The organism is Algoriphagus sp. Y33 (genome assembly GCF_014838715.1).
Classification (GTDB): Bacteria; Bacteroidota; Bacteroidia; order Cytophagales; family Cyclobacteriaceae; genus Algoriphagus.
The window spans coordinates 2,093,764-2,110,309 of the sequence record NZ_CP061947.1; the positions used below are offsets into that span (position 1 = coordinate 2,093,764).

The window sequence follows — 16,546 nt, forward strand, 5'->3', positions numbered from 1 at the left end:
AATAAATGAAGACAGGAATCATCATACTTGCAGCAGGAGAATCATCAAGACTTGGCTATCCCAAGCAGATCGCACAATTCAATGGAAAAACCTTACTGCAATTGGCCATAGATGCTGCAAATGATTCCAAAGCTGACAAAAGAGTTCTGGTGCTGGGAGCATTTCGGGATGAGATCAAAAAGACTTTTCCGGGGGCAAGTATTCCCAACATTCCCAATCCACACTTCCAGAAAGGCATGTCTTCCAGCATCAAAATCGGTATGGAATACATGCTCAAATTCGATAAACCTGATCAAGTAATTATTATGCTATGTGATCAACCCTTTGTGGATGCGAAGATTCTCAATAAACTTATCGCAACTCAGAAAAAGGAAGGAAAAGGAATTGTTGCCTGTGCCTATTCCAAAACTATAGGTGTTCCTATACTTTTCGGAGAAGCCCATTTTAAAGAATTGATGGAATTGACAGGGGATGAAGGAGCCAAAAATATTGCGCTTGCCCATGAGGATGATTTAGTAGCTATACCTTTCCCAAAAGGCAAAGTGGATATAGATACGGAAGAGGATCTGAGGGACTTGAATTTGTAGGTTTGAAGATTCTCGTGGCGACGCTACGATTATCTCCCGCTGAGGCGCAAAGGCGCTATTCTTTTTACTCATAACACAATGATATATAGCCAGATAAAAACAGATTAACCTTTGAGTTAAGTAAGATCTCAAACGAGTAATGATAGATATAATTTCTCAACAAGAATTCAATTGAATAATAAGCTCTCTTCAACCCATCAGATTATCGAATCTAAAGCTAGAGACTACATGAATTACAAATATCCTATATTTTACTATTTACAATTTATCGTATATCCTATTTTTACAATTCTTTGGCTGTTTGGTTTCATTTTGGGCATATACTTTATTCAAGCTGAAAAGACATTTTTTACTGTATTTTGGATTACAATATGGCTTTTGGCGGGCTGGTTTACTTTTTATTGGGGGACTTGGTATAAATGTGGAAAGCAAACAATTGAAGTTAAAAGTGAAGGCATCAAAGTTTCAAAAAAGTTTATGCTTTATCACCGTTCAAAATTGGTATCTAAAAAAAACATCTTAACTATAAGTTATAAAGAGCTTAAGCCTTATAATTTTTTTACTGGAAAAGATATTGAAATCAAAGAAAGATTAGGATGGCTTGTTATTAATGGAGATTCTGATCACGCTCGTAATTCATACTTATATCCAATTGATGACCTTGAAAAATTGATTGAATATTATAAAATTTCAACTTGAAACTTGCTAGTACTTAACACCCTCTACGACAATTTCTCCAAGTAGATTACCTGTTTTTCTAAATGAGGTAACTTTTCCTTCTAGTTCAGCTTGTTTTCAAAAATCTACAATTACACCGCAATTTAAGCGATTCATTGTAGAAGCATTCTACTGTTTGCATCTTACTCGCTAATGTGCCCATTCGGTGGAATATAATTCCATGAAAAGGGAAAGCCTTTCGCATGGCGAAATTTAATAAAAAGCCGTAGCGGGCTCTAGACGCAGAATTATTCGCTGGCACGGATCTGGGCTTAAGTGAATCATATAATTAGTAACTAACTCACTAACCAACTAGCAATCATGAACACACTAATTAATGCACAAGCCAGCTGTTCGGAAGCGATCTCATGTAACGTAAAAACTGCAAGAGATGAATCTGTAGGTTCCATTAAAGACATTATGATCAACACCTCAACAGGCCAAGTTGATTATGTTGTACTGAAGGTGGATGAAGGATTTCTCAATTTAGGTTCAAAACTTCTTGCTTTACCATTTGAATCCTTCGAGTTCAATCCCGTACAGGATGATGTAGTAATTGTAAAAGAATTGAAAGAAACTTTGGAAAATGCTCCAGGGTTTGATGAGAATGAATGGCCTTCAGGCCCTCAAGAAGAGTTCATTCACGACATGCGTACCTATTACAGTGAGGAGCCCCGTAGTCTATATGGTCGTTATGATCATACCAATAGATCTTTTTACACTGTGAAAGATCAATTTGATACTTCATCGGAAAGGATTCGGGATCCGAAATTTGGAGATGGTTTTCTAGAAAAAGATCATCGCGGAGAGAGACAGTCAGACCTTAGAAGAGGCGGTAAGCCCCTTTTATAAGCTCCGATCCTATCTAACCTAGGCAAGGCTAATCCATTTTTGGGTTAGCCTTTTGTCATTAGTCATCCTATGGTTAAAATCTGATGGATATTAAATCTGATATATCTTTCCTGAAAATAAGGAAACTAAAAAACTGCACCGTTGCTGGAGAAATAGAATTATTCTCTCAACTCCCCTAACACTTTCTCTACCCATTCCGCCGTATCCAGCACTTCTTGCTCAGTGGTATTCCTCCCCAAACTAAACCTGATTGATGCTCTACCCAGATCGGCATCCAAGCCCATAGCTTTTAGCACGTGTGAAGGTTTGGGTGAAATACTGGTACAAGCCGAACCGGAGCTCACGGCGACTTTTTGACATACTTTGCGTAGCAATTCCTCCCCCTCCACTCCACCAAAAGCAATATTGGTCATGTGTGAAAGACGGTATTGACTTCCATTCAATACGGTGCTTGGTAGAGCTAACAGTTTCTTTTCCAGCAAATCACGTAGCTTCCCCAAGCGATTGGACTCCTCCTTCATTTCTCCCGCTCGTAGTTCTGCCGCTTTCCCAAAACCTACAATAGCAGGAACATTTAGCGTTCCGCTTCGGAAGCCTTTTTCGTGTCCTCCCCCATGGGTTTGAGCAAAGGGTTTGGGTAAAGAATGATTGTGCCGGATATACAGTGCCCCGATTCCCTTTGGTCCGTATAATTTATGTGCTGAAATCGCCATCAGATGAATTCCGGCTACAGAAAGGGGAATCTTTCCGGCAGCCTGTACTGCATCACTTAGGAAAATGATATTATTCTCTTCTGCTATGGCTGAGATTTCTTCGATAGGATGAATTATGCCGGTTTCATTATTTGCCCACATCAGGCAAATCATTTTTGTATGGGGAAGGATACTTGATTTCAGCAATTCAATATCAATATTGCCTTTCGGATCTACAGGTAAAAAAGTAACGTCAGCACCTTCTTTCTCCATGGCAAGCATCGTATCTAACACCGCCTTATGTTCTGTCTGACACGTGATGTAATGCTGCTTTTCCCCTTTGTATAAGTCAAAAGTCCCTTTGATTGCCAGATTAATCGCTTCGGTAGCTCCCGAAGTAAAAATAATTTCTTTCGTTTGAACTCCAATTAAATTGGCCACCTGCTCCCTAGCTGCCTCAGTTGCATTCTCAGCCAACCAGCCGAATGCATGGGATCTACTTGCGGCATTTCCAAAATGAACGCCAAAATATGGAAGCATGGCTTCTACTACTTCCGGCGAACAAGGTGTCGTAGCATTATAGTCGAGGTAAATGGGGTAATTCATGTTCTAAAGTAAAAAGTCTATCGCTTTTAGACCATAGCCTAGGGTCATTATTCCTATAATTAGTAAATAGATTAAAGTTAACTGACCACTTCCTTATTTAAATCAAATTTGAAAGCCGAAGCTTGCATTTGTAAGTCGGGCTAGCTGATTTTTCAGGTTGAGCGGAGTCGAACCCTCCTGCTGGAATTGTCTATGGTAAAACACCACGCGATATAATGTGTCTCCACTACAATAAAGACATTTAGAATTTGCTAATTTTAATCATGCAAGAAGCCTGGACATTTGAATTACCTAAGTCGGAAAAGCCCCTTTCAGATCAAATCAAGAAAGTATTACTTGACAATCAGAAGGACTTGGGAATTTTTCTTTCCTACTATTTCAAGAAGGAAGGTGCGCTGGCAGAGAAAGCGGATCTCGGTTCTGAGATTAATTTTAAGGATCAAAATTCAGGGGATTTCAAATTGGAATTTGATTTGGTGCACTTCAATGCCTGTCTGGCAATTCATGAGCAAAAACGGGATCAGATGAAAATCACCTTTGATATTGTCAACAATAACCTTAGACTCAAAGGTCCCTATTGGCCCGAGAGGGAAATGGATGAGATTTAAGAAAGTATCAAGTAGCTAGTAGCAAGAATTAGAGCCAAGGTTTTAGATTTTTGAGCAAAAAGTCAAAATTTTAGATCCGAGAGATTATAGCAAAACTTAGACAAGTGGAATATAATCCCACTATAAAATCGGTCAATTGTAACACGTAAAAAAAACAAAAGCCCCTTTCCAACTAACAGGAAAGAGGCTTTATTACCGGTTATTTTATCCTGATTCCCGAATCTAGTGTCTTGATACTTACGTCTAAATACTAGATACTTAAAATCACACTCGCTTTATCCCCAAATTCAGATCCTGAAATTCCTTCTGCTCTATAAACGGCTGACTTCTCAGTCTCCTTTGGGTGGCAGAGAAGATGGCATTGGCAATAGCGCCTCCGGTGGGTGGCAAACACGGCTCGCCCAAACCGGTAGGATCATAGCCGCTGTCCACATAGTAAGTGTCCACTGTAGGCACTTCCTTCATCCGGATCAATCTATACTTGTCAAAATTTGTTTGAGTGGGAAGACCGTTTTCAAACGTCAGGTTTCCATACATCGCATGTCCCATACCGTCTACTACTCCTCCTCTCACTTGGTGGTTGGCGCCTGTGGGATTTACTACCATTCCGCAGTCTGTAATCACATGAACCTTTTTAAGAGATGGAGTACCATTTTCAATCTCGATATCAGCAACTTGTGCCACATAAGTTCTGTGAGAATAATACACTGAAAATCCCTGTTTTACATTAGGATTTTTACCCCAGTTGGATTTCTCGGCGGCCATTTTCGTGACGCCGATCATGCGGTCTACATTATATTGAAGCTCTCCTCCTACTGGATTGGTTTTTGCTTTTTCCAGTAACTCAAGTCTAAATGCCACAGGATCTTTTTTGGCAGCCAAAGCCACTTCATCCAAAAATGACTGCTCAGCATACGCTAAGAAATTCGTGATAGGCGCTCTCCATGCATTGGTAGTAATCGAAGATTCATAATTCACATTTTCTATCAGCAAATTATCAACCGCTCCGGAAGGGAAATTATGCTCTCTGGTACTATTGCCTGCATTCATCCCTACACCCCGAAGTTTGTAACCCGTCATATTACCATCTGCATCCAAGGCAGCTTCAAATCTGTACCGTACGGCTGGTCTATATGCTCCCCCGGTCAGATCATCCTCCCTGCTCCAGGTTAATTTTACAGGTGCATTTACCAGTTTGGATACATGCACTGCTTCAGCTACATAATCTGCACGAAGCCTACGTCCAAAACCTCCTCCAAGTCTCGTAATTTCGACCGAGATATTCTCGGGAGCAATTCCCGATACTTCAGCAGCAGCCCTTCTGGCACTCTCAGGAGTTTGTGTTGGGCCGATCAATTCCACAGAATTTTCTTTGACATGAGCAAAGAAATTCATGGGTTCCATAGGAGAATGTGAAAGAAAGGGACACTGGTATTCAGCTGTCACTACTTGTACTGCGTCTTTAAATGCAGCATTTACATTGCCATCTTCCCGCTTTATTTCGGCTTTTCCATCGGCTAATAAGTCCTTGAAAATCTGATCATGGTCGGCAGAACTCTCAACTTTTCCATCAGGTTCATATTCCACTTTCAACAGCTTCTTGGCCTTCATCAATGGCCAAGTAGAAGTTCCTACTACCGCAACACTGTTTTCAAAAGTCACAACGTCTTTCACTCCCGCCACATTCCTGGCTTCGGCATCATCTATGGATTTGATTTTCATGCCAAAAGGCGCACGCTGAAGCATCGCATGGAGCATTCCTTCTCTGTAAAAATCCAATCCAAACAGTGGCTCCCCTTTGAAAATAGCACCACTGTCTACGTTCTTAACCGGCGTGCCGATAATCTTAAAGTCTTTTTTATCCTTTAATGCGATATCATCAGGTGCAGTCATTAGTGAAGCTTCATTGGCCATTTCTCCATAGCCTATTTCCTTTCCACTTGCCTTATGATATATTATTCCTTCTGAAGTGGTCAATTCTTCGGCCGGTACTTCCCATGCCTTGGCAGCGGCAGCAACCAAGAGGTATTTCGCCGTAGCCCCAGCTTTACGAAGCCGCTCCCAAGAATGGGGCATAGCTCCTGAACCTCCTGTCAATTGCCGCTCGAACTTGTCCGTGTCCAGATTCGCTTGTAGTACACGGACTTTACTCCAATCTGCATCCAGTTCTTCGGCTACGACCATCGGAAATGAGGTCTTGATATTTTGTCCCAACTCAGGATTCGGTGAATAAATAATAATATCCCCACTTGGTGCTATACTTAGAAATGCGTTAAAATTCTTGGCATTTGTCAATACCTCCTCTGTACTAAGCACTTCCATCTTAGGCGAGTCACAGCTCATCCAATTGAAGCCTATAAACAATCCTCCTGCCGTGGTTCCGGCAATCTTCAGGAAATCCCTTCGGTTAGTTTTTGTTAGTGTCGCCATGGTTATTTGGAATTGGCAGCCATTGCAACGGCTTCTCTGATTTTATGATAAGTACCACATCTACAGATATTTCTGTTCATTGCTTCATCTATTTCCTCCATGGAAGGAGCAGCATTTTTTTTCAACAGAGAAGCTGCAGCCATAATCTGTCCTGCCTGGCAGTAGCCACATTGGGCCACGTCTACTTCTGCCCAGGCTTTCTGTACAGGGTGATCACCGTCTTTCGAAAGTCCTTCAATAGTAGTAATCTCATCCTCAGTCAGTGTGGATGCAGGGGTGACGCAGGAGAACATTGCTTCTCCGTTTCTATGGACAGTACAGGCACCGCACTGTGCGATGCCACAAGAGTATTTTGTTCCGACTAATCCTAGATGATCCCGAAGAACCCAAAGTAAGGGAGTATCTTCTTCTACATCAACCGAATGAGCCTTTCCGTTGATTTTTAGGTTTATAAGTGCCATGGGTTATTGGTTACGTTTATGCCTTTAAGATAAAGAAAATCAGATGAGTAGAGAAACCGGCTATGTAAATTTAGAGAGTAGTATGTCAATTTGAAATCATTCTAAAATTGACTAATTCGCTTTCAAATAAATAATAGTATAGTCCTCATTAGTGTTGGTGGAAAATCCACTAAGGGTAAGCGTATCATTAGAGACCATTAGTTTCTCACATCTAGCAGTTTCGGGTAAAGTTAAAATCACATCATTTGGCTTAAGATCCCTGATATTGTTGTTATCGAATTGACAGTTCTCTGCAACCTCAAATTTTTCAAATTTAGGGTTGTATTGAGTCCCTTCTTCTACAAATTTTACGGTGGATTCTTCAAACTCTGCGGTACGATAGGGATATTCAATTTCTTTCCATTTACCCTGCAATTGTTCAATAATCTTATCCTTCTCTATGCCTTGGTTATCCTTTTCAGCGATTTCATATTGTTGATGACTGGACGATCCATTTTCTTTATTTTGATTCTTACATGATAGTATCAAAACTATAAGAATAATTAAAATGGGGTTAGATTTCAATCTCATGGTTTTTAGTATCAAGTTAATGCTATAAAGTAGTATGACTAAAAATTTTCAGAAAAAACAGCTCAACATGCACCTTTTAATCTTCTTTAGAGTTAAAACCTGTAATTTATTTCTCCGCTTCTAAGGCTCTTTATGTTTAAGTTTTTGTTCAAAACGTTTAAATACCTAATGATCACTATCATTTCAATCATACTTCTTGTAGCTATTAGTGCTGCTCTTTTTGTCAATCTTAGTCCACAATTTGGTTCAAATCCATCTAAAGAAAGGCTCCTTCAGTACGAAAAACTGGACTACTACGAAGATGGTAAATTCAGCAACCTGATGCCGACCAATATGGACATGAATTTTACGGAAGCAATCAAAATGCTTCCTGAATTTTTCAAGAACGATCCAACACGAAGACCGGATTTTGATTTGCCGTTAGTGCATCGAGATTCGTTGGAGTTGGTCACAAAAGAGCAAACTACCCGTCTTGTTTGGTTTGGGCACTCTACATTTTTACTCCAGATCGACGGAAAAACAATCCTTATTGACCCTATGTTCGGAGACGTTCCTGCTCCCAACCCTCTTTTGGGAAGAAAACGTTACAGCAACCAACTTCCTATAGCCATCGAAAAATTACCGCAGATTGACATGATTATCATGTCTCACGACCATTATGACCATTTGGATTATGGCTCAATCCGGAAATTAAAAGACAAGACCAATGCTTTCTACATGCCTTTGGGTATGGGGGCACATTTTGAAGAATGGGGAATTGACGCTTCCCGTATTCATGAATTAGGCTGGTGGGATGAAATTCAGGCGGAAGGGTTACTCTTGGCTTTGACGCCCGCCAGACATTTCTCCGGACGCGGATTGAACAATCGCTTCTCTACCTTATGGGGTTCTTGGGTGGTTCGAGGCGAAAGTGACAACATTTACTTCAGCGGAGACAGCGGATACGGATCTCACTTCAAGCAAATCGGCGAGAAGTATGGTCCGTTCGATTTTGCAATGATGGAATGTGGCCAGTACAACGAGCGTTGGAAAGATATTCATATGGCTCCTGAAGAAACCGCCCAAGCTGCAAAGGACATCAACACTAAGGTATTTATGCCTATCCATTGGGCTGCATTTACATTGGCGATGCACTCTTGGACAGATCCTGTAGAACGGGTAATCGCAAAAGCAGAAGAGATAAACCAGCCCATTTTTGTCCCTGAAATCGGAGAATTCATTGAGTTGGGAAAAAATCTCGTAACCAAACGTCAGTGGTGGCTGAAGCCTTCCCCAGCGTCTAACCAAATGATTTCCAAACAGTAGAAATGTAAATTTCGCATATCCTACATTTTCTTCCATTTTCCGAAGGCAGATTAATAGGGAAATCACCTCTAATCTATGGAGATCTTTTGGGGCATTTTTCCTAATTTGACATTTGAAAATCAACAACTACTCGTTTTTCTACCAATAAAAGGGAAAGACTCATTTGGATATGCTTAACTCTAATGGAATTGGCGCTTCGATCATCGTAAGTTCCTGCTTATTCCTGTGATATGTTTCTAAGTCTTTTATTAGTAGAGTCTCTGCGAATTAGTTTAAAAATTAATTTATAACAACCTAAAAAACCTATGTCTCAGACTATTAAAGCTGCTATTGTGGGAACCGGATTTATCGGTCCTGCTCATTTAGAAGCACTTAGAAGAATCCCTAATATCGAGGTAACAGGCCTCGTAGAAGTAAATCAGGAAGTGGCGGATGCAAAAGCCACAGAACTTGGAATCCCAAATGCCTACACGTTTGAAAATATGCTGAAGGATGACAGCATTGATGTAGTGCATATTTGTACACCTAATTTTCTACATTTCCCTCAGGCAAAAGCATGTTTGCTAGCCGGTAAGCACGTCGTCTGCGAAAAGCCTTTGTCAGTTACTGTGGAAGAGGCTGAAGAACTCGTTTCCTTGGCCAAGGAAACAGGATTGATCAATGCCGTTCACTTTAATCTCCGTTATTATCCTATGGTTCGCCAGATGAAAGTAATGCGTGAAAAAGGCGAATTGGGAGAAGTTTATTCTGTGATGGGCTCTTACCTGCAGGATTGGCTTATCCACAAGACCGACTACAGCTGGAGATTGGATCCTAAGCAATCCGGAGGATCAAGAGTGGTTGCAGACATCGGTTCTCACCTGTTGGATATGACTGAATATGTGACAGGATTGAAAGTCACTGCGGTAATGGCTGATTTCTCCATAGTTCATCCCACCCGTCTAAAGCCATTGAAAGCAGTTGAATCCTTCTCCGGCAAAGCGCTTGATCCGTCGGATTACGAAGAATATGAAGTAACATCTGAAGATTACGCTACTATAATGCTTCGCTTTGATAATGGCCGAACAGGCTCTATCGTGGTAAGCCAAGTGAATGCAGGACGCAAAAACCGTTTGAACATCGAGATCTCAGGTTCGAAGTCCAATTTTGAGTTCAATGCGGAGAAGCCAAACGAACTTTGGATAGGAAAAAGAGACTCTGCCAATTCTATCTTGATGAAAGATCCTGCTTTGGTAGATGCAGGAGCACGTTCATTGGTAAGTTTTCCGGGAGGCCACCAAGAAGGTTTTCCGGATACTTCCAAGCAACTTTTCAAAGAAGTGTATGCAGCGATAAGAGAAGGCAAGCAGCCTGAGTCCCCTACGTTCCCAACTTTCGCTGACGGCTTGAGAGAGCTTATCATTGGTGATGCGATTGTAGAAAGTAATGCAAACGAAGCTTGGGTGAAGATTTAATTGAAAGTTGGATGCCGGGTGACCGATGATGCTTTTCCCAAGAGTTTTTGACCTTTATTAACTCTGGAAATGACAAAACATTTGACACCCGTCATCTGACATTATTCATCCCAAAAAAAGACTTTCTCTTTTGATAAAATGTCGTATTTTGATGTCAAATCCAAAACCAATGACAATGAACTTGAAAAAGAACCTTTTAGCCTTTGCCCTACTTGCATTTGTAGGCTTTGCCGCTAATGCACAAGAGAAAGCCAGCCCAGCCAAAACCGCAGAAGGAATGGTAGGCGATGCCAAAATCACGATTAACTACAGTAGTCCCGCGGTAAAAGGACGTACTATTTGGGGAGAGTTGGTTCCTATGGGAGAGGTATGGAGAGCAGGTGCCAATGAGGCAACTACCTTCACCACGACCAAAGATATCACTGTACAAGGAGAGAAGCTTCCTGCAGGTACTTACGGTTTCTTTGTTATCCCAAGTGAAACAGGACAGTCTACCTTTATTTTCAACAAAGTCTCCAAGCAATGGGGAGCCTTTGACTACGATTCAAGTGAAGATGTTCTAAGAGTTGATGTTCCTTCAGGAGAGAATTCCACTTTGGAAGAGCGTTTGGTATACGAAGTTAAACCGGACAGCTTTGAAATAAGATGGGAATATGGGAAAGCTTCCGCTAAGCTGAGTAATTAATCAAATCGAGAAAACTCATCAAGGCCACAGGGTAATCCTTGTGGCCTTTTGGCTGAAAAATCAATCCAAAGGATCGCCCGGGATAGACCTGAACATACCTCATTGGAAAGAATGCAACTAAAACTCAATTTGGTGGTCAGCAGTATCCACCAATGCATTCCTGGAGTAAATTAGTATTTGATTGGAGTGGACATGAATAGACTAAAATACATCACTACCTATAAGTAAGCGCTATGTAAACCTGTCATTATTTTTAACTAAGACTTTTTACAATTTATTCCTCCGCTTGATATCCCGGGTTAAATGTCATTTTGGCATATTGTAAACATGGCCGATCATTCTCCGTGAGCTTATACGAAGAAGGGGTAAAAAAAACCTTGCCCCTTCTTCAAGTTAAAACTAGCAATGCAGCTATTCTTAATTACTGTGCAGCCTTATAAATGGCATCAAGCAAACTTCCTTGCTCCTTGGTATCATTGCCCAGTTCCCAAAACATAATGCCTCCTATTCCTTTGTCTTTCGTATATTTTGTTTTGATTGCTACGGAAACCGTGTCATCGTATGACACCAATAAGCTATCGGTAAAATTGTACATGTATGGCGCTTTGGCTTTCTCATCCCAGAACCTGTGAAAACTAGAATCCTGCTCATACTTGTCCCGAATTTGATGATAGGCCATCCACCCAATGTGCAAACCATTGCTAAGCTGGTACAAGCCATTGTTTACGGGAGGTACGCCTTTCCAGACTCTGCCGTAAAAAGCTGCACCGATCACGATCTGCTTAGGATCAACCCCCTCTTCGATCAGAAAGTCTACGATTTTCTCAGCAGACCGTGGGTCAGGATCCAAATTCTCACCTGACCGATACAAGCTATCTAGATGATCACGAAAAGGTGTCCCCTCAATATCTTCACTACTCACATCCCCTAAAGGTGTATGATGACCTGTATAAATCGATACACCGGAAACCTGATCGTAAGTCATTACATTGGTGTAGTCTGCATATTTCATCACCTCATTCACTTCGATAAAATCATAGTACCGCTTCCAGCCGGCAGAAGCAAAAGTCAGAACTTTGTGGGAATCGAATGTGTCCAACATCTCACGCAATCCTTTCATCAGCGCAGTGAAATTCTGTGTATCTTCCGGCCTTGCCATAGTACCGTCACCTGATATGCCGGGATATTCCCAGTCCATATCCATGCCGTCAAGCTTATAGGCTTCGATGAATTCCCCTGCACTTTTGATAAATTTAGTACGGCTTTCTTCCGTCAGTGCCATATCCGAAAAGCCATCTGCTCCCCATCCACCACATGCAATCATTACTTTTAGGTCAGGATTCCGTGCTTTTTGCACGACAAGTGCCTCCAACATTGGCCCAACTACTTCCGGGTTTCTGAATTTCATTTCACCATCGATTACATGAGTGAATGAGAATATAATGTGGGTAAGCTTTTCTACGGGTATTTCTTCTGGCTTAAAATTCCGTTCTGGCACATAATAAGCCATGATCACAGGATTTGAATGTAGTACATCTTCTGATTCTTGGGATAGTTCATTACTATTTGAGGTACAGCCTGCCGCAAAAACTAAAATTAGAAGTTGAAGTAATAAAGAGAAGTTAGGTTTCAATGGACGTTCCGGTTATTCTTTAACAATTATTTTTCGAAATAGATTTTACTTTATCTAAATTTTAGATCAAGGTAAGCAAAGAAAACTCAATCTCATTGTCAGGGAAAGAATATGCGTATAAAAATTACACGACAGGTAATCCAATTATACAAACTCTGTTAAACCGACTTCATTGTTTATCACAACTGACCTATGACGGGAGGATTTTGTTCACTTGGATCCATTACGTTTACATAATTCTCCAATGCCCGTCCCATTCCTTTCCACTCCACGGTCATTTTATCCCCATTTTCCAAGTGGATTTTACTTCCAAAGCTAAAAGCATCTGCTCCAAAAAAATGAACATGCGCCTGAAGAGGTATTCTATGGGACTCGTATTTAAAATGATGAAATTCCAGGTTCTCCAAGTTGTGGCACATATTTTTTTGACCGGTGTTTATGGCAGAGCTCCAAACTTCCCGGCCATCTCGGGAGATGGTAACTTCACCCGAATAGCTTTCGAAATCCGCATCAATCACGGCTTCCGGACCTATGGAGCAATTCCTTATTTTTGATGGTGCCAGATAGAGGTAGTTGGTTTTCTCCATGATGTGGTCGGAAAATTCATTCCCTGTACTCAAACCAATCCTCCAAGGTTTGCCCATTTTATCAATTACGTACAAGCCCGCAATCTCGGGCTCCTCCCCACCGTCATTGGCATAATAAGGCACAGCAAGCGATTGTCCATGAGCTCTTAATACCTCACCATTACCTTTATAAAACCATTCCGGTTGAACCCCCTTTTCCCCAGGTGTCGGTGATCCTCCCCTCACTCCCATTTCATACATTTTCAGACTATCTGTAGGTTTTTCTTCCAGCTGCCCGTGCATCATTTGTCTATTCAAGGCACTATTATGATGCGTCAGCCCGGTACCGGATACCATACACAGAAATGGAGACTCCGGGTGATCGAAAGAAGGAAGCAACTTCCATTCACTTGTACCGTCATATACTGCGGAGTAATCCAACGTTTCGGCTGTCAAGCTGGCTAGAATCAGTTCCTTTAGTTTCTGACTATTCTCCAATGCGCTTAGTGCAAGTTCGTAAATAGAGCCATGCCCTTTTAAAAATACCAATTCCGGTTCTTTCACCATGGCAATACTACGGCCATAGCTGGGATGAATCAGCTGAACAAGTCTTATATTATTTATCATAAGTAGGTTGATTTTAGATTCAGATTAGATGCTAAAGTGGTGGTAAAACTATCAAAACTCTATTGATGGCCAACCATCTACATCCCATTGGATTTCATTAATAATAAGTTTCGAACGCCCATTATCTTGCTTGTCATATCCATGTGCTACAAAATAAGCCTTTCCATCAAAATCATATACAGAGCAATGGCCTATTCCTGCATAGTTATCCGTTTCACCGGCGATCAATTCACCGCCCCCTGCAAACATTGCAGTTTCACTCTTATCCAAATAAGGGCCTCGAACATCTTTAGATCTTCCCACAATTGTTTTATAGGTACTTTCCAATCCACGGCAGCAGTAATCTATAGAGGCAAATAGGTAGAAATAACCATCTCTGTGATAAATGAACGGTGCTTCAATGGCTCCATTTCCGCCATTATGGTCAGGCCTTCCAAAACTTCGTTCTTGTTGTGCAATACCATACCATTCCTGCGGCTCTGCCAAGGACATCATATCCGGAGCTAGTTTGACCAATTTCAATCCTCCCCAAAAGGATCCAAAAGATAACCAACCTACGGTTTCTCCTGAATTCTCCTCTACAAATAGCACATTGGCGTCGATAGCATTCCAAAAATCCCGTCCGGGGATAGACTGTAAAATCATGCCCTGATCCTCCCATTTGTAATCCGTGTCATCTTGATGCAGCGTTTTATTAGTCATCACTCCGATGGCAGAGGTGTTTTTTCCAAAAGCAGATGGAGAATAATATAGATAATATAACCCGTTATAATATTGGATATCAGGAGCCCAAAAACCTCCTCTATATCCTGGCACCATATCCTGAGTTACCCATTCCAAGTTTCGGGGAGCGGGGTCTATTCTCGTCCAATTCTTCATATCAGAACTTTTAGCTATTCCCCCATGTGTCATAAAAAGATAATACAAGCTATCCTGCTTGATCATTACAGGGTCATGGGCCACAAATCCCTTAGAGTCATCCGATGCACGCTGAGCGTGAACTGATAGTGTCATGCAAATAGCACTGAGACAGAAAACAAGTAATTTAAGGAGTGGATTTAAACATCTCTGATGAAATACAGAACAGCTAAAAGAATACATAAGGGGATTGGGTTTGTTAAAACAACTTAGCTCGAAAATTTTATTTATCCTTCTTCCTCTTATAAAATTTTAGAACTCCCAATGTTTAAAAACTAATTTCTTGCCTGTTTATGCGTCTATCTGAGTTGACCTGCCCAAGAATGGTCAGGTCTCAGCGGGATTAATTAAAGGCTAAAAAAAACCGGCCTTAGCCGGTTTTAAAATTACTTACAGTATTTGGCTACTGCATCGTCCGCTCCGGGATAATCCAAAGCCGAAGCAAGCTGAAAATCCTCGCAGGCACTTCTCACCTTGCTTTTCATGGCGATTTTCAACAACCCTCTGTTGAAATAGGCTTGCCCAAATTCCTTATCCACCGAAATTGCATTTCCGTAAGCCTTCAAGGCTTCATCAGGCTTTCCAATTTGGTGAAGAGCCCTGCCCTTCATAAAAGAAGCCATGGCCGGTGCTCCTGGAATTTCTGCTGCCTGATCCGCGTAGAGTAACGCATTGGTGTAGTTCTTTTGATTGTAATGAACATTTGCCAGACTAAGAAGCACCTGAAAATTATTCGGTTCTATTTCCATTGCTTTTTCAAAATCAGCTTTTGCCTCTTCGTATTTCCCCTGCTCCTCGTATGCTCTTCCTCTATTGTAAAGCATACGAACATCAGTTGGTCTGAACTTTAAATCTTTTGAATATTCAACCGTCGCCTCGTCATATTCCCCTTTATTGAAATAGGCATCGCCGGCACTGGTCTTGTCTTCTGAACAGGACCAAAGCGAGGATGAAATAATTAAAGTTATAATCGCCAGTGTACTCGTTTTCATTAGTATTGGTTTAGACTGCTACACTATTATCTCTGAGCGCGTCATTTAGAGATGTTTTAAGGTCTGTGGAAGCTTTCCTTTGACCGATGATCAAAGCACAGGGAACTTGGAAAGTGCCTGCGTTGAAGTTTTTGGCGATCGACCCCGGAATTACCACAGAACGCTCAGGTACATATCCTTTGTATTCTACAGGCTCTGATCCTGTCACATCTATGATTTTAGAACTTGCAGTCAATGTAACACCAGCTCCGATTACAGCTTCTTTACCGATCCGTACACCTTCTACTATGATAGCTCTGGAACCAATAAATGCGCCGTCTTCTATAATCACCGGTGCTGCCTGGATAGGTTCTAACACGCCGCCGATTCCTACTCCGCCGCTCAAATGAACATTTTTTCCGATCTGCGCACAAGAACCGACAGTAGCCCAGGTGTCAACCATCGTGCCACCGTCCACATACGCACCAATATTAACATAACTTGGCATCATCACCACTCCACTTGCAAGATATGCACCATAGCGGGCCACTGCATGAGGGACTACACGTACTCCTTTTTCAGCGTAGTTGGTTTTAAGAGCCATTTTATCATGAAATTCGAAAGGTCCAACTTCGATTGTTTCCATTTTTTGGATAGGGAAATATAGAATTACTGCCTTTTTTACCCAGTCATTTACTTTCCAGTTGCCATCCCCAGTAGGCTCAGCCACACGTATTACGCCTGCATCCAGATCCTCAATAACGGCTCTGATTGCTTGTTGTGTTGTTTCTTCTTTTAATAATTCCCGGTTGTCCCAGGCCTTTTCGATGATGGTTTTCAGTTCCATTATTTTGGTTAGTTTCG

Annotated in this window: 16 protein-coding genes; 7 read left to right on the plus strand and 9 right to left on the minus strand. The window is 41.4% G+C overall.

The genetic code is table 11. The features are described from left to right. The first annotated feature begins 5 nt into the window (after positions 1–5). From ID165_RS08460 to ID165_RS08470, 3 genes are all read left to right on the plus strand, one after another. Positions 6–587: an NTP transferase domain-containing protein gene (locus ID165_RS08460; RefSeq protein WP_192349918.1), complete on the plus strand. Its 582-nt coding sequence runs from the start codon at positions 6–8 to the stop codon at positions 585–587. A gap of 171 nt (positions 588–758) precedes the next feature. Next, positions 759–1,286, plus strand: a complete 528-nt coding sequence (locus ID165_RS08465; protein ID WP_192349919.1) for a hypothetical protein — start codon at positions 759–761, stop codon at positions 1,284–1,286. Positions 1,287–1,625: 339 nt separating this feature from the next. Further along, positions 1,626–2,156, plus strand: a complete 531-nt coding sequence (locus ID165_RS08470) for a PRC-barrel domain-containing protein (RefSeq protein WP_192349920.1) — start codon at positions 1,626–1,628, stop codon at positions 2,154–2,156. A 158-nt stretch (positions 2,157–2,314) separates the two neighbouring features. Here ID165_RS08470 and ID165_RS08475 read toward each other — a convergent pair whose 3' ends face one another. Beyond that, a complete protein-coding gene (locus ID165_RS08475; RefSeq protein ID WP_192349921.1) occupies positions 2,315–3,454 on the minus strand; it encodes a cysteine desulfurase family protein in 1,140 nt (379 codons plus the stop codon). 263 nt (positions 3,455–3,717) lie between these two features. Between ID165_RS08475 and ID165_RS08480 the strand changes: the two genes are divergently transcribed. Then, positions 3,718–4,062 (plus strand): hypothetical protein, encoded by a 345-nt coding sequence (locus ID165_RS08480; protein WP_192349922.1) that lies wholly within the window; start codon positions 3,718–3,720, stop codon positions 4,060–4,062. Positions 4,063–4,326: 264 nt separating this feature from the next. On the opposite strand, the gene ID165_RS08485 is transcribed toward ID165_RS08480, so the two are convergent. The 3 genes from ID165_RS08485 to ID165_RS08495 all read right to left on the minus strand — a co-directional run bounded on the left by ID165_RS08485 (position 4,327) and on the right by ID165_RS08495 (position 7,523). Beyond that, positions 4,327–6,492 carry a xanthine dehydrogenase family protein molybdopterin-binding subunit gene (locus ID165_RS08485; RefSeq protein WP_192349923.1) on the minus strand — a complete coding sequence of 722 codons (2,166 nt, stop codon included), beginning with the start codon at positions 6,490–6,492 and terminating at the stop codon, positions 4,327–4,329. A 2-nt stretch (positions 6,493–6,494) separates the two neighbouring features. After that, entirely contained in the window at positions 6,495–6,953 is a 459-nt protein-coding gene (locus ID165_RS08490) for a (2Fe-2S)-binding protein (protein WP_192349924.1), read from the minus strand. A gap of 111 nt (positions 6,954–7,064) precedes the next feature. Beyond that, complete coding sequence (locus tag ID165_RS08495) at positions 7,065–7,523, minus strand: hypothetical protein (RefSeq protein ID WP_192349925.1); 459 nt, start codon at positions 7,521–7,523, stop codon at positions 7,065–7,067. Between the two features lie 168 nt (positions 7,524–7,691). Here ID165_RS08495 and ID165_RS08500 point away from each other — a divergent pair, with 168 nt between their 5' ends. The 3 genes from ID165_RS08500 (at position 7,692) to ID165_RS08510 (ending at position 10,967) form a co-directional block, all read left to right on the plus strand. Next, on the plus strand, positions 7,692–8,828 hold the full coding sequence (locus ID165_RS08500; protein WP_192349926.1) for an MBL fold metallo-hydrolase: 1,137 nt from the start codon (positions 7,692–7,694) through the stop codon (positions 8,826–8,828). Between the two features lie 305 nt (positions 8,829–9,133). Beyond that, positions 9,134–10,282: a Gfo/Idh/MocA family protein gene (locus ID165_RS08505; protein ID WP_192349927.1), complete on the plus strand. Its 1,149-nt coding sequence runs from the start codon at positions 9,134–9,136 to the stop codon at positions 10,280–10,282. A 175-nt stretch (positions 10,283–10,457) separates the two neighbouring features. Next, positions 10,458–10,967 (plus strand): DUF2911 domain-containing protein, encoded by a 510-nt coding sequence (locus ID165_RS08510; RefSeq protein ID WP_225587038.1) that lies wholly within the window; start codon positions 10,458–10,460, stop codon positions 10,965–10,967. A gap of 421 nt (positions 10,968–11,388) precedes the next feature. Here the strand turns inward: ID165_RS08510 and ID165_RS08515 are convergent, their stop codons facing one another. The 5 genes from ID165_RS08515 to ID165_RS08535 form a co-directional block, all read right to left on the minus strand. Beyond that, positions 11,389–12,600, minus strand: a complete 1,212-nt coding sequence (locus tag ID165_RS08515; protein WP_225587039.1) for a glycoside hydrolase family 18 protein — start codon at positions 12,598–12,600, stop codon at positions 11,389–11,391. A gap of 179 nt (positions 12,601–12,779) precedes the next feature. Then, complete coding sequence (araD1, locus tag ID165_RS08520) at positions 12,780–13,793, minus strand: AraD1 family protein (RefSeq protein ID WP_192349929.1); 1,014 nt, start codon at positions 13,791–13,793, stop codon at positions 12,780–12,782. Between the two features lie 51 nt (positions 13,794–13,844). Then, entirely contained in the window at positions 13,845–14,807 is a 963-nt protein-coding gene (locus ID165_RS08525; protein WP_192349930.1) for a family 43 glycosylhydrolase, read from the minus strand. Positions 14,808–15,097: 290 nt separating this feature from the next. Continuing rightward, positions 15,098–15,703: a tetratricopeptide repeat protein gene (locus ID165_RS08530; RefSeq protein ID WP_192349931.1), complete on the minus strand. Its 606-nt coding sequence runs from the start codon at positions 15,701–15,703 to the stop codon at positions 15,098–15,100. Positions 15,704–15,713: 10 nt separating this feature from the next. Then, the gene (locus ID165_RS08535) at positions 15,714–16,529 is read right to left on the minus strand and encodes a 2,3,4,5-tetrahydropyridine-2,6-dicarboxylate N-succinyltransferase (protein WP_192349932.1); all 816 of its coding nucleotides are present in this window, start codon (positions 16,527–16,529) and stop codon (positions 15,714–15,716) included. Between the last annotated feature and the right edge of the window lie 17 nt (positions 16,530–16,546).